At 54.7% G+C, this 17,392-nt stretch carries 17 protein-coding genes; 1 reads left to right on the top strand and 16 read right to left on the bottom strand.

Features of this window, described 5'->3' with window-relative positions:
- Position 1: 1 nt before the first annotated feature.
- From mrdA to leuS, 7 genes are all read right to left on the bottom strand, one after another.
- Entirely contained in the window at positions 2-1,903 is a 1,902-nt protein-coding gene (gene mrdA, locus F8561_RS14215; protein WP_014169119.1) for a peptidoglycan DD-transpeptidase MrdA, read from the bottom strand.
- Between the two features lie 28 nt (positions 1,904-1,931).
- Complete coding sequence (rlmH, locus tag F8561_RS14210) at positions 1,932-2,399, bottom strand: 23S rRNA (pseudouridine(1915)-N(3))-methyltransferase RlmH (RefSeq protein WP_003858701.1); 468 nt, start codon at positions 2,397-2,399, stop codon at positions 1,932-1,934.
- Positions 2,400-2,402: 3 nt separating this feature from the next.
- Positions 2,403-2,720: a ribosome silencing factor gene (gene rsfS / locus F8561_RS14205; RefSeq protein ID WP_047743933.1), complete on the bottom strand. Its 318-nt coding sequence runs from the start codon at positions 2,718-2,720 to the stop codon at positions 2,403-2,405.
- A gap of 270 nt (positions 2,721-2,990) precedes the next feature.
- The gene (gene nadD / locus F8561_RS14200; RefSeq protein WP_151887606.1) at positions 2,991-3,656 is read right to left on the bottom strand and encodes a nicotinate-nucleotide adenylyltransferase; all 666 of its coding nucleotides are present in this window, start codon (positions 3,654-3,656) and stop codon (positions 2,991-2,993) included.
- Entirely contained in the window at positions 3,649-4,680 is a 1,032-nt protein-coding gene (gene holA / locus F8561_RS14195) for a DNA polymerase III subunit delta (RefSeq protein ID WP_040016926.1), read from the bottom strand. The genes nadD and holA overlap by 8 nt, the downstream gene beginning before the upstream one ends.
- A complete protein-coding gene (lptE, locus tag F8561_RS14190) occupies positions 4,680-5,249 on the bottom strand; it encodes an LPS assembly lipoprotein LptE (protein WP_014169123.1) in 570 nt (189 codons plus the stop codon). The genes holA and lptE overlap by 1 nt, the downstream gene beginning before the upstream one ends.
- A gap of 14 nt (positions 5,250-5,263) precedes the next feature.
- A complete protein-coding gene (gene leuS / locus F8561_RS14185; protein WP_020884994.1) occupies positions 5,264-7,846 on the bottom strand; it encodes a leucine--tRNA ligase in 2,583 nt (860 codons plus the stop codon).
- Positions 7,847-8,060: 214 nt separating this feature from the next.
- Between leuS and F8561_RS14180 the strand changes: the two genes are divergently transcribed.
- Complete coding sequence (locus tag F8561_RS14180; RefSeq protein ID WP_151887629.1) at positions 8,061-8,543, top strand: zinc ribbon-containing protein; 483 nt, start codon at positions 8,061-8,063, stop codon at positions 8,541-8,543.
- A gap of 79 nt (positions 8,544-8,622) precedes the next feature.
- Here the strand turns inward: F8561_RS14180 and rihA are convergent, their stop codons facing one another.
- The 9 genes from rihA to F8561_RS14135 all read right to left on the bottom strand — a co-directional run bounded on the left by rihA (position 8,623) and on the right by F8561_RS14135 (position 17,242).
- Positions 8,623-9,567, bottom strand: coding sequence for a pyrimidine-specific ribonucleoside hydrolase RihA (gene rihA / locus F8561_RS14175; protein ID WP_040016929.1), 945 nt, complete (start codon positions 9,565-9,567; stop codon positions 8,623-8,625).
- A 120-nt stretch (positions 9,568-9,687) separates the two neighbouring features.
- Positions 9,688-10,413 (bottom strand): amino acid ABC transporter ATP-binding protein, encoded by a 726-nt coding sequence (locus F8561_RS14170; protein WP_014169127.1) that lies wholly within the window; start codon positions 10,411-10,413, stop codon positions 9,688-9,690.
- Positions 10,413-11,087, bottom strand: a complete 675-nt coding sequence (gene gltK / locus F8561_RS14165; protein WP_014169128.1) for a glutamate/aspartate ABC transporter permease GltK — start codon at positions 11,085-11,087, stop codon at positions 10,413-10,415. The genes F8561_RS14170 and gltK overlap by 1 nt, the downstream gene beginning before the upstream one ends.
- Positions 11,087-11,827, bottom strand: coding sequence for an amino acid ABC transporter permease (locus tag F8561_RS14160; protein ID WP_020884992.1), 741 nt, complete (start codon positions 11,825-11,827; stop codon positions 11,087-11,089). The genes gltK and F8561_RS14160 overlap by 1 nt, the downstream gene beginning before the upstream one ends.
- Positions 11,828-11,982: 155 nt before the next feature.
- Positions 11,983-12,888 carry an amino acid ABC transporter substrate-binding protein gene (locus tag F8561_RS14155; protein WP_020884991.1) on the bottom strand — a complete coding sequence of 302 codons (906 nt, stop codon included), beginning with the start codon at positions 12,886-12,888 and terminating at the stop codon, positions 11,983-11,985.
- Between the two features lie 331 nt (positions 12,889-13,219).
- Positions 13,220-14,758 (bottom strand): apolipoprotein N-acyltransferase, encoded by a 1,539-nt coding sequence (gene lnt / locus F8561_RS14150; RefSeq protein WP_151887605.1) that lies wholly within the window; start codon positions 14,756-14,758, stop codon positions 13,220-13,222.
- Between the two features lie 5 nt (positions 14,759-14,763).
- On the bottom strand, positions 14,764-15,642 hold the full coding sequence (corC, locus tag F8561_RS14145) for a CNNM family magnesium/cobalt transport protein CorC (RefSeq protein ID WP_014169132.1): 879 nt from the start codon (positions 15,640-15,642) through the stop codon (positions 14,764-14,766).
- 89 nt (positions 15,643-15,731) lie between these two features.
- The gene (ybeY, locus tag F8561_RS14140; RefSeq protein ID WP_040016936.1) at positions 15,732-16,199 is read right to left on the bottom strand and encodes an rRNA maturation RNase YbeY; all 468 of its coding nucleotides are present in this window, start codon (positions 16,197-16,199) and stop codon (positions 15,732-15,734) included.
- A complete protein-coding gene (locus tag F8561_RS14135) occupies positions 16,196-17,242 on the bottom strand; it encodes a PhoH family protein (RefSeq protein WP_020884987.1) in 1,047 nt (348 codons plus the stop codon). Before F8561_RS14135 ends, ybeY begins: the two co-directional genes overlap by 4 nt.
- Positions 17,243-17,392 lie beyond the last annotated feature (150 nt).

The raw sequence follows: 17,392 nt of genomic DNA, 5'->3' as shown, positions 1-17,392 counted from the left end.
ATTATTGGTCCTCCGCCGCAGCGGCGGCCGGGTTTTCTGCCGGCAGTTCGGTGTTGTTATCACCCAGCATAATGTGGTCGAGGATCTGGCGCATGATGGTCCCTACGGCCGGACCTGCGCCGCCGTTTTCCAGAATCATCGCCACCGCAACCTGCGGGTTATCATAAGGGGCAAAGGCCGTCATCAGCTTATGGTCACGCAGACGTTCAGCAATGCGGTGCGCGTTATAGGTTTCATTGGCTTTCAGACCGAAGACCTGCGCAGTACCGGATTTGGCGGCCACTTTATACGGTGTGCCGGCGAAATACTTATGTGCGGTCCCGTTCGGGCGGTTCGCCACGCCGTACATACCGTCTTTGGCAATTTCCCAGTAACCGGAATGAATGTCACCCACCGGGGCCTCATGCGGTTGGATCCACGGCACTTTTTTGCCGTCTTCAACCGTACTTTGCAGCAGGTGCGGAACTTTCACTACGCCATCGTTGATGAGGATCATCATCGCTTTGTTCATCTGAATCGGGGTCGCCGTCCAGTAGCCCTGACCGATACCCACCGGAATGGTATCACCCTGATACCACGGCTTCTTAAAGCGCTTCAGCTTCCACTCACGGGTTGGCATGTTACCGGAACGTTCTTCTGAAAGGTCAACGCCGGTGTAATGTCCATAGCCGAATTTGCTCATCCACTCTGACAGGCGGTCAATGCCCATGTCATACGCAACCTGGTAGAAGAAGGTATCCGCAGACTCTTCCAGCGATTTGGTAACGTTGAGGTGACCATGACCCCATTTTTTCCAGTCGCGATAGCGTTTTTCAGAGCCTGGTAATTGCCACCAGCCCGGGTCAAACAGACTGGTATTGCGGTTGATGACGCCCGCGCTCAGCGCAGAGACCGCCACGTACGGTTTTACCGTTGACGCTGGCGGGTAAACCCCTTGTGTGGCGCGGTTCACCAGCGGCGTATTCGGGTCATTGAGCAGACCGGAATAGTCCTTGCTGGAGATACCATCGACAAAGAGGTTCGGGTCGTAGCTTGGCATGGACACCATCGCCAGAATGCCGCCGGAACGCGGATCGGTGACGACAACGGCAGCACGGCTGCCCGCCAGTAAGGTTTCAATATACTGCTGCAGCTTGAGGTCGAGCGTCAGGTAGACGTCATGCCCCGCCTGCGGTGGCACTTCTTTGAGCTGGCGAATGACGCGGCCACGGTTGTTAACTTCAACCTCTTCATAGCCGGTCTGCCCGTGCAGGACATCTTCGTAGTAGCGTTCGATCCCCAGCTTACCGATATCGTGCGTCGCTGCGTAGTTCGCCAGTTTGCCGTCTTTATCGAGGCGTTCAACGTCTTTATCGTTGATCTTGGAAACGTAACCAATGACATGCGTCAGCGCGGAACCATAAGGGTAGTAGCGACGCTTGTAACCTTTCACTTCCACGCCGGGAAAACGATACTGGTTCACGGCAAAGCGGGCCACCTGGACTTCCGTCAGGTTCGTTTTAACCGGGATTGAGGTGAAACGGTGGGAGCGGGCACGCTCTTTTTTGAACGCGGCGATATCATCGTCGGTCAGATCGACAACACCTTTTAGCGCTTCAAGCGTATCCTGCACATTATCGACTTTTTCCGGCATCATTTCGATTTGATAAATGGTGCGGTTTAACGCCAGCGGAGTGCCGTTACGGTCGTAGATAATGCCGCGGCTGGGCGCGATGGGCACCAGCTTGATACGGTTTTCGTTTGAACGCGTCTGATAATCGGTAAAGCGGACAATTTGCAGATTATAGAGGTTGGCGATCAGCACGCCGGTAAGCAGCAAAATCCCCGTAAAGGCGACCAGCGCCCGGCGCACAAACAGCGCGGACTCAGCCGTATAGTCGCGAAAAGAATTCTGTAGTTTCATCCGCTGCTTAATCTACCCTGGTCAGTCACTACTCGCGGTGATATGGGTGGTTGGTAGTAATGCTCCACGCGCGATACAGGCTTTCTGCCACCAGTACCCGAACGAGCGGGTGGGGAAGCGTCAGCGCGGAGAGAGACCAACTTTGTTCTGCCGCCGCTTTGCAGGCAGGAGATAACCCTTCAGGCCCGCCAATCAACAGACTGACGTCACGACCATCCTGCTTCCAGCGCTCCAGTTCGTGCGCCAGCTGCGGCGTATCCCAGGGTTTACCTGGAATATCGAGGGTGACGATGCGGTTTTTGCCTGCGGCAGCCAGCATCAGCTCTCCCTCTTTATCGAGAATACGTTTGATATCGGCGTTCTTGCCGCGTTTCCCGGCGGGAATTTCCACCAGTTCGAACGGCATGTCTTTTGGAAAACGACGCAGATATTCAGTAAAACCGGTTTGTACCCAGTCCGGCATTTTGGTGCCGACGGCGACCAGTTGCAACTTCACGCATTAACCCCAGAGTTTTTCCAGCTCATACAGGCGACGGCTCTCTTCCTGCATGACATGGACAATCACATCGCCGAGATCGACAACCACCCAGTCAGCGGTCGCTTCACCTTCAACGCCAAGCGGTAACAGGCCTGCTGCACGCGATTCCTGAACAACGTGGTCGGCAATCGAAACAACATGACGCGTTGAAGTACCGGTGCAGATAATCATGCAGTCGGTGATGGTGGATTTACCCTTAACGTCGATAGCGATGATGTCCTGACCTTTCAGGTCATCAATTTTGTCGATAACAAAATCCTGGAGTGCTTTACCCTGCAAGTTTTCCCCCTGGGGTGAATGAGATTGTATAACTATGAATTCGTGGCCAGACAGTATACCTGAACTGACGCCAGTGTCGGGACAAATGTCTCCGGCCGGGCTTTTGAAGGCGGGTATCATCCCACCCTCCGCCTGAGATTGCATCGCCATTTTTGTAAAACAATTTCTGTAAAGCAATGATCGGCGGGAAAGTCTGGCAGCGGAGGATAACAGTATGGCTTAACCTGTCAAGGCAGGATAATCATTACGCCGCTTTTTCATGCGCCCCCGCTATGCGTCTGCGCTTTTCTGATACAACCCATGCGCGTGAATGTAGTTCAGCACAGCTGATGGCAGCAGATCGTCACAGGCTAATCCCTGCTGCAGACGCTCGCGAATGAGGGTCGCAGAAATATCGAACCACGGCGTCTCTGCCAGATAAATCTTCCCGGCAGGCTGGTTGTGCAAGTCTTCAATATTGTCTGTGAGATGCGCCTCAAGCCACTGCTGGTACTGCTCTTCTCGCATGGTCAGCGGATAGCCCGGACGGCGACAGACAAGCAGGTGGCTGTTTTCCAGAATCGTTTCATACTGGTGCCAGGTGGGAAAATTGAGCAGGGAGTCCTGACCAATAATAAAGGCCAGCGGCGTGTCCGGCCCTTGCTCCGCTCGCCACTCCTGCAGCGTTTGCGACGTCCAGGACGGTGTGTCGCGGCGCAGTTCTCGCTCATCAAGGCTAAAAAGCGGTTTATCCGCGATGGCCAGAGCGAGCATCTCTTTTCTCTGCTCGCTGCTCGCCTCAGGTTGCGGACGGTGTGGCGGCACATTATTGGGCATGATGATTACGCGCTGAAGGCCGATCAGATTCGCCAGAATTTCAACCGGCTTCAGATGTCCGTAATGGACCGGGTCGAAGGTGCCACCGTACAGGGCCTGTAAAGAATGCATACTATCCATCGATAAATACGTCTGCCAGCGCCTTATGGCAGAGCAGCAAAGAGAGACTTTCCAGCTCCGCCCAGACCGACTGACCATAATCTTGTTTCAACGTAAGCTCAGCGCGCATCAGAAGCTGCACGGCCTGACGCAGCTGTTCATGACTCAGGCGGTTGATGGCCTCGGTGGTCATCGCCCGACGGTTTTGCCACACCCGATGTTTATCAAACAGCGAACGTAATGGCGTATGTGCAGACTGACGCTTGAGCGTAATCAGCAGTAATAATTCACGCTGAAGAGTGCGCAGCAAAATAACCGGTTCGCTACCTTCCAGGCGCAGCTGTTGCAATATATGCAGGGCGCGTTTGCTTTTCGCTGCCAGCAGTGCATCCACCCAGTGGAAGGGCGTAAAGTGCGCGGCATCGTTAACGGCCTGCTCCACGCGTGGCAGTGTCAGCTTACCGTCTGGCCAGAGCAGGGAGAGCCTGTCCAGCGCCTGAGCCAGTGCCAGCAGGTTGCCTTCATAGCAGTAACAGAGGAGCTGGTTTGCGGCGTCGTCCAGCTGAAGATTGTTTTGCTTCGCTCTTGTCGCGACCCATTTTGGCAGATGGGCTTGCTCAGGCGTCTGACAGGTCACCATAACCGCATTGGCCGCGAGCTGGGTAAACCAGGCCGCGTTTTCCTGCGCTTTGGTGAGCTTGTTGCCACGCACAATAAACAGCAGATCGCTGTGCAGCAGGCTGACCAGCGTTGCCAGCTGTTCATTGATGGCCGCGTTAGGGCCATTCTCCGGCAGCAGGATCTGGATGGTCTGGCGCGATGCGAAGAGGCTCATCGCCTGGCAAAGCGAGAAGAGGGCATTCCAGTCGGTGTTGTTATCCAACTGGACGGTGTGGTGTTCATCAAAGCCCTGCGCGGCCGCCGCCTGTCGGACGGCATCCAGGCTTTCCTGAAGTAATAACGGATCGTTTCCGAGAAGCAGATACGCCGCGCGCAGCCCTTCATTGAGCTGCGCGCGGAGTTGTTCAGGATACAGCCTGATCATCAGTTACCCATGGAGGCAGAAACAGGAGGCGTGTTGGCATCCGGTTTTTCGATGATGTCAGAACCCTGTTTCGTTGACGCGGCAACGCCCGGCAGCTTACGGATCAGCTGCTCTGCGGCCTTATCGTACATTTCGTTAATGATAATCTGCTGCTCGGCGTCTTTTGCCAGAGCCGTCTGCGGGTTATCGAAGAACGAACGGTACACTTTCGTGCTGATTGGGTAGATGTCTTTACCCGGGATCAGAACGGAGGCATTAACCGACAGGACCATCTGATACTCTGCGGTACGGCCGTCCTGGAAAATGGACGCCGTGTCTTTGGCTAAGGTTGAGCCCAGAACGCGCAGGGATGGAACATCCTGACGTAACGTCCCTTTCTCAATCAACTCAACATCGTTAAGACGCAGCTGGTTTCGAATTGCCCGGCTGAGTGGACCATTCGGATCCGATGAGTCGAAAATCATCGTTTTCATTTCAGCAGGCACTGCCGTGGTATTGCGCAGATGCCAGCCACAACCAGCGGTGACAAGCACCGCCAGAGATAAGAGTATTGTTGCCAGTTGTCGCACGTTTCCTCCCGCGCTTAGCCAACGACCAGATTCAGCAATTTACCCGGTACGTAGATCACTTTACGTACGGTAACGCCCTCAAGATATTTCGCAACCAGATGTTCCTGGCCTGCGCGTTCGCGAACCTGTTCTTCGGTAGCATCGACCGCCACGGTAATTTTACCGCGAACTTTGCCGTTAACCTGGACCACAACCAGCGTGGTGTTTTCCACCATCGCGGATTCGTCAGCCACTGGCCACGGTGCGTTGTCGATATCGCCTTCGCCTTTCAGCTCCTGCCAGAGGGTGAAGCTGACGTGCGGGGTGAACGGGTTCAACATGCGAACGACGGCCAGCAGCGCTTCACGCATTAAGGCACGATCCTGCTCGCCGTCCTGCGGGGCTTTTGCCAGCTTGTTCATCAGTTCCATAATAGCCGCAATTGCGGTATTGAAGGTCTGACGACGACCAATATCATCGGTCACTTTTGCAATCGTTTTATGAACATCACGACGCAGCGCCTGCTGATCTTCAGTCAGTGCCGCGACGTTCACTGCCGGAGCATCACCCTGAGAGGTGTGCTCGTAAACCAGTTTCCAGACACGCTTCAGGAAGCGGTTAGCCCCTTCAACGCCCGATTCCTGCCATTCCAGGGTCATGTCAGCCGGAGAGGCAAACATCATAAACAGACGCACGGTATCTGCGCCGTAACGCTCAACCATCACCTGAGGGTCGATGCCGTTGTTTTTAGACTTCGACATCTTGCTCATGCCGGTATAAACCAGTTCATGACCTTCGGCGTCTTTCGCCTTCACGATACGGCCTTTCTCGTCGCGCTCAACGATCGCGTCAACCGGAGACACCCAGTTACGCTCGCCGTTCGCCCCGACGTAGTAGAAGGCATCGGCCAGCACCATGCCCTGACACAGCAGCTGTTTTGCTGGTTCGTCAGAGTTGACCATGCCTGCGTCGCGCATCAGCTTGTGGAAGAAGCGGAAGTAGAGCAGGTGCATGATGGCGTGTTCAATACCACCGATGTAGATGTCCACAGGCAGCCAGTAGTTTGCTGCATCGGAATCCAGCATGCCTTCCTGATACTGTGGGCAGGTGTAACGCGCGTAGTACCATGACGATTCCATAAAGGTATCAAAGGTGTCAGTTTCACGCAGCGCTGGCTGGCCGTTAACGGTCGTTTTTGCCCACTCAGGATCGGCTTTGATTGGGCTGGTGATACCGTCCATGATCACATCTTCCGGCAGGATCACCGGGAGTTGATCTTCTGGCGTTGGCATCACGGTACCATCTTCCAGCGTCACCATTGGGATAGGTGCTCCCCAGTAGCGCTGGCGAGAGACACCCCAGTCGCGCAGGCGGTAGTTGACTTTACGCTCACCGACGCCCAGCGACGCTAACTTGTCGGCAATCGCGTTGAAGCCATCTTCAAAGCTCAGACCGCTGAATTCACCCGAGTTGAACAGGGTGCCTTTTTCGGTCAGGGCTTGTGCGGAGAGGTCTGGCTCAGAACCGTCAGCCGCGAGGATGACAGGCTTGATGGTCAGGCCATATTTGGTGGCAAATTCGTAGTCACGCTGATCGTGGCCTGGAACGGCCATGACGGCACCCGTACCGTACTCCATCAGCACGAAGTTGGCTGCCCAGACAGGGATTGCTTCGCCCGTCAGTGGATGGATAGCCTTAAAGCCGGTATCAACGCCTTTCTTCTCCATCGTCGCCATGTCGGCTTCGGCCACTTTGGTGTTGCGGCACTCGTCGATGAAGGCCGCCAGCTCCGGGTTGTTTTCCGCGGCTTTCTGCGCCAGCGGGTGACCAGCGGCCACGGCCAGATAGGTCGCACCCATGAAGGTGTCCGGACGGGTAGTGTAGACGGTCAGGGTCCGATCGTCGTTCTCAACGTTGAAGGTGATCTCCACGCCTTCTGAACGGCCGATCCAGTTACGCTGCATAGTCTTGACGGTATCAGGCCAGTGATCCAGATTATCCAGATCGTTCAGCAGCTCGTCAGCGTAGGCGGTGATTTTGATAAACCACTGTGGGATCTCTTTACGCTCAACTTTGGTATCACAACGCCAGCAGCAGCCGTCGATAACCTGCTCGTTCGCCAGTACGGTCTGGTCGTTCGGACACCAGTTAACGGCAGAGGTCTTCTTGTACACCAGGCCTTTTTTGTACAGCTCGGTGAAGAATTTCTGCTCCCAGCGGTAGTATTCTGGGGTGCAGGTCGCCAGCTCGCGGCTCCAGTCATAGCCAAAGCCCAGCATTTTGAGCTGGTTTTTCATGTAAGCGATGTTGTCGTACGTCCACGGGGCAGGTGCCGTGTTGTTTTTGACCGCCGCGCCTTCTGCAGGCAGACCAAACGCATCCCAGCCGATTGGCTGCAGGACGTTTTTGCCGAGCATACGCTGATAGCGGGCAATCACATCACCAATGGTGTAGTTACGCACGTGGCCCATGTGTAGTCGACCAGAAGGATAGGGAAGCATCGACAGGCAGTAATACTTCTCTTTGCTCTCGTCTTCGGTTACTTCAAAGGTGCGCTTCTCGTCCCAGTGTTGCTGGACTTTTGATTCTATCTCTTCCGGGCGGTATTGCTCTTGCATGGCAGCCAGTGGTCCTGTTTTCAATACAGCTACAAATGTAGCCAATGGATGTGGTAATTCAGATCCGCATAGCATAGCCCAAACGCCCGCGCCAAAACAGCCTTTCGCACAAATGCGCGCGTGAGGAATTTGTCGGGTCTGTGGTTCACCTGGCAAAGCGGTGGCGAAATAAGGTCTATTATTAGAGTCAGTTACTTACCCGGGAGGCAAAATGATGAACAAGGTTGCTCAATTTTACCGAGAACTGGTGACAACACTGACGGAACGGTTGCGTAACGGCGAGCGTGATATCGATGCGCTGGTGGAACAGGCGCGGGCCCGCGTGACGCAAACGGGTGAGTTAACGCGAACCGAAGTGGAAGAGGTGACGCGCGCCGTACGCCGCGACCTGGAAGAGTTTGCGCGAAGCTACGAAGAGAGTCAGAACCAGGTTACCGACAGTGTCTTTATGCGGGTAATTAAAGAAAGCCTGTGGCAGGAGCTGGCGGATATCACCGATAAAACGCAGCTGGAGTGGCGTGAAGTCTTTCAGGACCTCAACCACCACGGGGTCTATCACAGCGGAGAAGTGGTCGGGCTGGGGAATCTGGTGTGCGAGAAATGCCATCACCACATTGCGGTCTATACGCCGGATGTGTTGCCGCTGTGTCCAAAGTGTGGACACGATCAGTTCCAGCGTCGGCCGTTTGAACCCTAAGTAAAAGCCGCCCTCTCCCTGCAGGCCAGGGGGAGGGCATCAGGCCGCAGAGCAGTTTACCATGCCCGGCGGCCATCGCTTACCGGGCCTGACTGTAATAGTTGAGTCTTTCCGCCAGCAAATCCACGAACGCTTCACGGTCGATATCCACCATCAGCGTGGTGTTGGGTTGATTGCCCGTCAGCGAATAGTAGTCCACTACCGTCATACCCTGAGTGTATTTCCCCTGGGTTTCCACGCCTACCCACCGTTCTACCGTGGTAAACATCTCCGGTTTGAGCAGCCAGGCAATGGTGCACGGATCGTGCAGCGGCGCGCCGTGAAAACCCCATTTCGCGGCTTTGTGATACTCCATAAAGAAGTCCAGCAACTCTGCGACGGTTGTCGCCACCGGGTTGCCAATGGCACGAAAGCGCGCAATGTCGTGCGCCATTATTTGTGCGCGATGGGTGACGTCCAGGCCGGCCATGACAATCGGCAGGCCAGACTGGAAGATAATCTCTGCGGCTTCCGGATCGACAAAAATGTTGAACTCCGCCGCTGGCGTCCAGTTCCCGAGTCCCATTGCGCCGCCCATGATCACGATTCGGGCGATTTTACTGTGCAATTCCGGATGGCTGTTGAGCAGCAGCGCAACGTTGGTTTGCGGGCCGGTGGCCACCAGCGTGACCGGTTCCGCGCTTTCACGCAGCACTTTCGCCATCAGCTCTACGGCGGTGCAGGGTTGCGCTTCAAACCCCGGTTCGGGCAGTGCCGGGCCATCCAGCCCACTTTCACCGTGCACGTTGTCGGCAATGATCAGATCGCGCATGAGCGGTTTGACGGCACCACCGGCGACCGGTATATCGGTGCGTTTGAGCAACGTCAGCATACGCAGGACGTTACGCAGCGTTTTCTCCGGGGTCTGGTTTCCGGCAGAGGACGTGACGGCTTTGACGTCCAGTTCAGGGGAGGCAAGTGCAAGGACGAGGGCGATCGCGTCATCATGACCCGGGTCGCAATCGAGAAGGATAGGTTGTGCCATAGCGTGCTCCATACGTAGCATTATTTTGTGACAAGGTTAACGCTGCAATGTGACGCCGACGAGAAGAAGAGAGCTAAAGCGTGAAGCAGTGCGCAATCCGCAGATTGCGCACCGGGGAGATTAGTGCAGGATTTTGGCGAGGAAGTCTTTTGCTCGCTCGGATTTTGGATTGGCGAAGAACTCTTCTTTCGGCGAGTCTTCAACAATCTTCCCTTCGTCCATGAAGATCACGCGGTTCGCCACTTTGCGGGCAAAGCCCATTTCGTGGGTCACCACCATCATCGTCATCCCTTCGTGCGCCAGCTCAACCATTACGTCCAGCACTTCGTTGATCATCTCGGGATCGAGAGCGGAAGTCGGTTCATCAAACAGCATGGCGACCGGATCCATACACAGGGCGCGGGCAATAGCCACACGCTGCTGCTGACCGCCAGAGAGCTGCGCCGGAAATTTATCAGCATGCGCAGAGAGCCCCACGCGTTCCAGCAGTTTCAGACCTTTATCGCGCGCGAGCTTTTTATCGCGTTTCAGCACTTTTACCTGCGCCAGCGTCAGGTTCTCGATAATGGAGAGGTGCGGAAACAGCTCAAAGTGCTGGAACACCATGCCGACGTGGGAACGCAGCTGAGCAAGGTTGGTTTTCCTGTCATTGACTTTGGTGCCATTGACGAGGATCTCACCTTGCTGCACCGGCTCCAGGCCGTTAACGGTTTTGATCAGCGTGGATTTACCGGAGCCGGATGGCCCACATACCACCACCACGTCACCTTTTTTCACTTCGGTTGAGCAGTCGGTCAGCACCTGAAAGTGCCCATACCATTTAGAAACATTTTTCAGGGAAATCATTATACAGTCCTTTTCTTCAGCCAGCTGACCAACAGCGACGCGCTTAAACTAATCACAAAATAGACGCCACCCGCGAAGAGCACCATTTCGACCTGCGTACCGTCACGTTCACCGATGGTAGACGCGGTACGGAAGAAGTCTGCCAGGCTCAATACGTAGACCAAAGAGGTATCCTGGAACAGTACGATGCCCTGGGTCAGCAGGAGGGGAACCATGGCGCGAAACGCCTGCGGCAGAATAATGAGCTGCATGGATTGCCAGTGCGTCATCCCCAGCGCCAGCGCGGCGCTGGACTGCCCACGGGAAATACTCTGAATACCCGCTCGGATAATCTCTGAATAGTAAGCAGCCTCAAACATTGAGAACGCGACCATCGCGGAGATCAGGCGGATATCGGTTTTCGGCGACAGCCCCAGCACGTTTTGCAGAAAGCCGGGAACAATCAGGTAAAACCACAGCAGTACCATCACCAGGGGAATGGAGCGGAAAACGTTAACGTAGGCCGTGGCAAACCAGGCGAACGGTTTAAAGGCCGACAGGCGCATGACCGCCAGCAGGGTGCCCCAGACGATACCCACCACAATAGCAATCACGGTGATTTTTAAGGTGATCAGCAGGCCATCCAGCAGGTAAGGCATGGATGGAACGATAGAACTCCAGTCAAATTCGTACATTATTTGCCCCCCAGATTGCCCGGCAGGCGGATTTTGCGTTCAACCAGGTTCATCACCAGCATGATGAAAGTGTTAATCAGAACATAGGCGAGTGTGATCGCTGTGAAGGATTCCCACGCGTGGGCGGAATAATCCAGCAGCTTGCCCGCCTGTGCGGCCATATCCACCAGACCGATGGTCGAGGCGATGGCCGAGTTTTTCACCAGGTTCATCATCTCAGACGTCATCGGTGGAACAATGACGCGGTAAGCGTTAGGCAGCAGTACATAGCGGTAAGTTTGTGGCAGCGTCAGGCCCATCGCCAGGCCAGCATTTTTTTGTCCGCGCGGCAGTGACTGAATGGCGGCACGCACCTGCTCGCAAACGCGCGCGGCGGTGAAGAGCCCCAGGCAGAGCATGGAGGAGACAAAGAACTGCACGTTCGGATCCAGTTCCGACTTAAACCACATGCCAATATTTTCCGGCAGCAGTTCCGGGACGACCAGATACCAGGTGAAAAATTGCACAATCAGCGGAACGTTACGGAACAGTTCCACATACAGGGTGCCGAGAGATGAGAGAAAACGGTTAGGCACGGTGCGCAAAATACCGAACAGTGAACCGACAAGAAACGCGATAATCCACGCCGTGATCGATAAGGCGACGGTAACCTGAAAACCGCTCCACAGCCAGCCAAGATAGGTGGTGTTGCCGAACGGGGCTTGTTGCAGGAATATGCCCCAGTTCCAGTCTATTGACATAATAAACTCCAGAAAAAAAAGGGTAGCAGCGCTACCCTCGAAGATTGGTGAGAAGCTCATTTTTCGCGCTGAGTGGGGAACGACCACTCAACGTATAGTCTGTCCATGCTTCCCGACAATCGAGAGGGCAGGAGATCCCGCCCCTGTTGTTCTAATTAGTTAAGAGCCTTGTCGTTTGGTGATTTGAACAGCGCTTTCATGTCGTCAGACAGTTCGAAGTTCATGTTAAGATTTTTGGGTGGAATCGGGTTCTTGAACCATTTATCGAACCATTTTTCCGCTTCACCGGAGGTCTGAACCTGAGCGATGGTGTCATCGATCAGCTTCTTGAACTGCGGATCGTCTTTACGCAGCATACAGCCGTACGCTTCTTTAGATTGCGCCGTGCCGACGATATCCCAGTTGTCTGGTTTCTTCGCTTTTGCACGTTCGCCTGCCAGCAGGGCATCATCCATCATAAACGCCACAGCACGGCCACTTTCCAGGGTACGGAAAGAGTCGCCATGATCTTTCGCGCTGATGATGCGCATATCCATTTTCTTCTCGTCGTTCAGCTTGTGCAGCAACACTTCGGAAGTGGTACCGGAGGTAACAACAACGGCTTTACCTTTCAGGTCCGCAAAGTCTTTGATCTCGCCGCCTTTCTTGGTCAGCAGGCGGGTGCCCACGACGAAGATGGTGTCAGAGAAGGCAGCCTGTTTCTGACGCTCAAGGTTGTTGGTGGTGGAACCGCACTCAAAATCGAACGTGCCGTTTTGCAGCAGTGGAATACGGTTTTGTGAAGTGATTGGAATCAGCTTCACCTGCAGGTCAGGTTTGTTCAGCTTTTTCTTCACAGCTTCAACGATAGCGTTGGAGTAATCCTGTGAATAGCCCACGACTTTTTGCGTGTTGTCGTAGTAAGAGAACGGGACAGAAGATTCACGGTGGCCGACCACGATCACGCCGTTTTTGGCAATCTTGTCGAGAGTGCTCCCGGCAGCCGGAGCATCTTCAGCGTGAACGACGCTTGCCGACATCCCCATAACCAGCATTGCTGTGGCCAGTTTACGTAATTGCATACCCAACTCCTTTCTTATCAGCGCCAGTGACGCATTGATACCCATTGTGATGTTGTTATATCTCGCGCTATGCGAGTGCAGTGTTATGCAAGCTTGTTAACATTTAGTTTGGCTTAATGTAAAGATTTTGCTGCGTTATTGTTTATTTTTGCGAAGCGCGCCGCACCAATCAGAGGCAAATATCTCTCGTTGCACCGTTTCGGTGCTACCGGTGATCTACGCTGGTGCGACGAAGTTGCACGTTAAGCCAAACTGCGTTTACGTGGGGAAATAAAGCAAGAGACGTGCCAGAAATGCCCTCTCCCAACGGGAGAGGGGAAGAGAGGGGAAATTATCGACGACGCTGACGCAAGCTCATCAGCACCGCGCCAAATCCGAACAGCGCGGTCAGGATCCACAGCGGCCAGTTGCCGGTGCGGGCATAAGGCGTCAGGCCCGTCGCAGGCGTGACGTTGGTCGTCAGCACTTCACGGGTGAACTGCGGGATCATGGCCTGGATTTCGCCCTGCGGGCCAATCACGGCGGTAATGCCGTTGTTGGTGCTACGCAGCAGCGGGCGCGCCAGCTCCAGGGAGCGCATCCGCGCCATCTGGAAATGCTGCCACGGGCCAATCGACTTACCAAACCAGGCATCGTTGGAGATAGTCAGCAGGAAGTCAGTGTCCGGACGGAAGTTATCGCGCACCTGCTCGCCGAGGATAATTTCGTAGCAGATGGCCGCCGTCAGGGCAAAACCGTGCGCATGCAGCTGGGGCTGAACGTACGGGCCACGGCTGAATGAGGACATCGGCAGGTCAAAGAACGGTGCTAACGGGCGCAGAATGGACTCCAGCGGTACAAATTCGCCAAACGGTACCAGGTGATTCTTGTTATACCGGTCAGTGGAGTTGTAGCTGTATTCGCTGTCTTTACCCAGCGTAATGATGGTGTTGTAGGTGTCATAGCGGTTCTGCTGATTCAGACGCGCATCGACAATCCCGGTAACCAGCGTACTGCCGCGAGCCAGCAGTAGATCGTTCATCATGTTCAGGAACGGCTGCTGGTTAATTTCCAGATCCGGAATCGCCGACTCTGGCCAGATGATCAGCTGCGATTTACCCATGACCGCCTCGGTGGCGTTAGCGTAGATCTTCAGCGTATTCAGCAGCTCTTTCTCGTCCCATTTCATTGACTGAGGGATATTCCCCTGCACCATTGAAACCTGTGTAGTGCGCTCTGGCACCAGGCTGTACCACTGGACATAACGCAGTGGGAAAGGCAGGGCAAACAACACCAGCGCCACGACCAGCGTCTTCAAGCTACGTGTGACCAGCGCCAGGACCAGCAGTCCGCTCACCACCATCAACAGGAAGTTAATCGCTTCAACGCCCATTACCGGAGCAAGCCCCTTTAGCGGGCCATCAATCTGACTGTAACCGAACTGCAGCCACGGGAAGCCGGTCAGTACCCAGCCGCGAAGGAACTCGGTAATTTGCCAGACAACCGGCGCAGCAATGGCAACGCGCAGCCAGGTGGTTTTTGGCCACAGGCGAGAAAGGATACCCGCGAACAGACCGGTATAGAGCGAGAGATAAGCGGCCAGCAGCACCACGAGGAAGACGTTAACGGGGCCTGGCATACCGCCAAACTGGGCGATGCTGACATAGACCCAGTTGATGCCGGAGCCAAACAGCCCCAGTCCCCAGAAGTAGCCAATCGCTGCCGCCTGGACGGGACGACGATTCAGGGTTAAACCCTGAAGTCCCATCAGGGAGAGAATGGCTGCAGGCCAGATATCGTAAGGAGAAAAAGCCAGCGTTCCGCTGGCTCCGAGTAACAGCGCCAGCAGCAGACGTACGCGCTGGCGTTCAAGTAATGGGGCAAATGCCATTTACATTAATCTTCCAGTTTTGGCACCGGTGAGTCGTCCGGCGTTCTGACATGAACCTGTATAATACGTCGGCTGTCGGCCATTGCCACTTTGAACTGGTAACCGTCGATGTCAACGGTCTCGCCGCGTGCCGGAAGGTGGCCAAAGGCCTGCATCACCAGCCCGCCAATGGTATCGACCTCTTCATCGCTGAAATGGGTACTAAAGGCGTCGTTAAAGTCCTCAATCGAGGCCAGCGCGCGAACGGTCCAGGTGTGACGGCTAAGCTGACGGAAGTCGATATCTTCTTCTTCGTCATACTCATCTTCGATTTCGCCCACGATCAGCTCAAGGATATCTTCGATCGTGACGAGACCGGAAACGCCACCAAATTCATCAATAACAATCGCCATGTGGTAGCGCTGAGAGCGAAACTCTTTCAGCATCCGATCCACACGTTTACTTTCCGGCACAACCACGGCCTGGCGTAACACTTTTTCCATGCTGAAGGCTTCGGCATCGCTGCGCATAAACGGCAGCAGATCTTTCGCCATCAAAATCCCTTCGATGTGATCTTTATCTTCGCTGATGACCGGGAAACGCGAGTGTGCGGATTCGATGATCACATCGAGGCACTCGTCCAGAGTCTGGTTACGTTTCAGGGTGATCATCTGCGAGCGGGGGATCATGATGTCGCGAACGCGCTGGTCGGCGATGTCCATTACTCCTTCGAGCATTTCGCGCGTATCTTCATCGATAAGGTCGTTTTGCCCGGAATCACGAATCAGCTCCAGCAGTTCGTCACGGTTTTTAGGTTCGCCGTGGAAAAGCTGGTTCAGAATGAGGGAGAAAAATCCCTTTTTGGTGTTTGTCGTGTCGCTACTGTGTGAATTGTCGTCGCTCATGGCGTTTGTTAAGGGTTCTCTTGTTAGTTCAACGTTTACCGCCGCGCTATTTCCCTACGCGGCGGCATGTTAGTCAGTCGGTCGACTGACTATTCTTTCTCGGCAATGTACGGATCCTCATAGCCCAGAGCAAGCATTATCTCTGTCTCGAGGGACTCCATCTCTTCCGCTTCGTCATCTTCAATATGGTCGTAGCCGAGCAGATGCAGGCTACCGTGTACCACCATATGCGCCCAGTGGGCTTCCAGCGGTTTTTGCTGCTCTTTAGCTTCCTGTTCCACGACCTGGCGGCAGATGATCAGATCGCCCAGCAGCGGCATCTCAATTCCCGGTGGGGCTTCGAAGGGGAAAGAGAGCACGTTGGTCGGCTTATCTTTCCCGCGGTAGGTCAGGTTAAGCTCATGGCTTTCGGCTTCATCCACCAGACGAATCGTGACTTCTGATTCTTCCTGAAACGGGGGGATAACCGCATCCAGCCATGTCTGAAACTGCGCCTCTTCTGGCAAGCCGGAATTATCGTCACATGCCAGTTGTAAATCGAGGATCACCTGACTCATTTTTGTTCTTGCTCCTGCGCTTCGCGCTTACGTTCTGCTGCCAGTTCGGCCTTACGCTTCTGATCTGCTTCTTCCCATGCTTCATAAGCGTTAACGATGCGCGCCACAACCGGGTGACGGACCACGTCTTCGCTGTGGAAGAAGTTAAAGCTGATTTCGTCGACGTCGGCCAGCACTTCAATGGCATGGCGCAGACCCGATTTGGTGCTGCGCGGCAGGTCAATCTGCGTGACGTCACCGGTAATGACCGCTTTTGAGTTAAAGCCGATACGTGTCAGGAACATTTTCATCTGTTCGATGGTGGTGTTCTGGCTTTCATCGAGAATAATGAAAGCATCATTCAGCGTACGGCCGCGCATATAGGCGAGCGGGGCAACTTCAATCACGTTACGCTCAATCAGCTTCTCAACTTTCTCAAAGCCGAGCATCTCGAACAGTGCGTCGTATAACGGACGAAGGTAAGGGTCAACCTTCTGGCTCAGATCGCCTGGCAGGAAGCCCAGTTTTTCACCCGCTTCCACCGCCGGACGGGTCAGCAGGATGCGACGAATCTCCTGGCGTTCGAGCGCATCGACCGCCGCGGCAACGGCCAGATAGGTTTTACCCGTACCCGCCGGGCCCACACCGAAGGTGATGTCATGGTCGAGAATGTTGGCGATGTACTGTGCCTGGTTTGGCGTACGCGGCTTAATGACGCCACGTTTGGTCTTAATATTGATGGCCTTGCCATAGTCCGGCACACTTTCTGCGCTTTGCTCAAGCACGCGCGCCTCTTTGATCGCGAGGTGGATCTGTTCTGGCTCGATATCCTGTATTTCACCGCGCATTGGGGCGGTATCCACATACAGGCTACGCAGAATATCCGCAGCGGCGTTGACGCAGAGAGGGCGTCCGGTGAGTTTGAAATGATTATCGCGACGATTGATTTCGATACCCAGACGTCGCTCCAGTTGTTTGATGTTGTCATCAAACGGCCCGCACAGGCTCAGCAGGCGAGCGTTGTCTGCTGGCTCAAGGCTAATTTCACGCGTATCTATGTTCAAACTGTTCCTCTTTGATTGATTAACTGACCCGGTGCCACCTGGCGTAATAAAACGGTCATTACCGAAATTATTCACGCCATAGAATAAAGGCGCAAGCGTTGCGGAAGATATTGGGGGCGATGAGAGGAAATACAAGGCCTGCCGAAACGG

Origin of the sequence: Enterobacter sp. 198 (assembly GCF_009025585.1) — a bacterium.
Lineage (GTDB): Bacteria > Pseudomonadota > Gammaproteobacteria > Enterobacterales > Enterobacteriaceae > Enterobacter > Enterobacter ludwigii.
The sequence above is the reverse complement of the archived record's forward strand: the minus strand, read 5'-3'. Positions and strand labels throughout refer to the sequence as shown.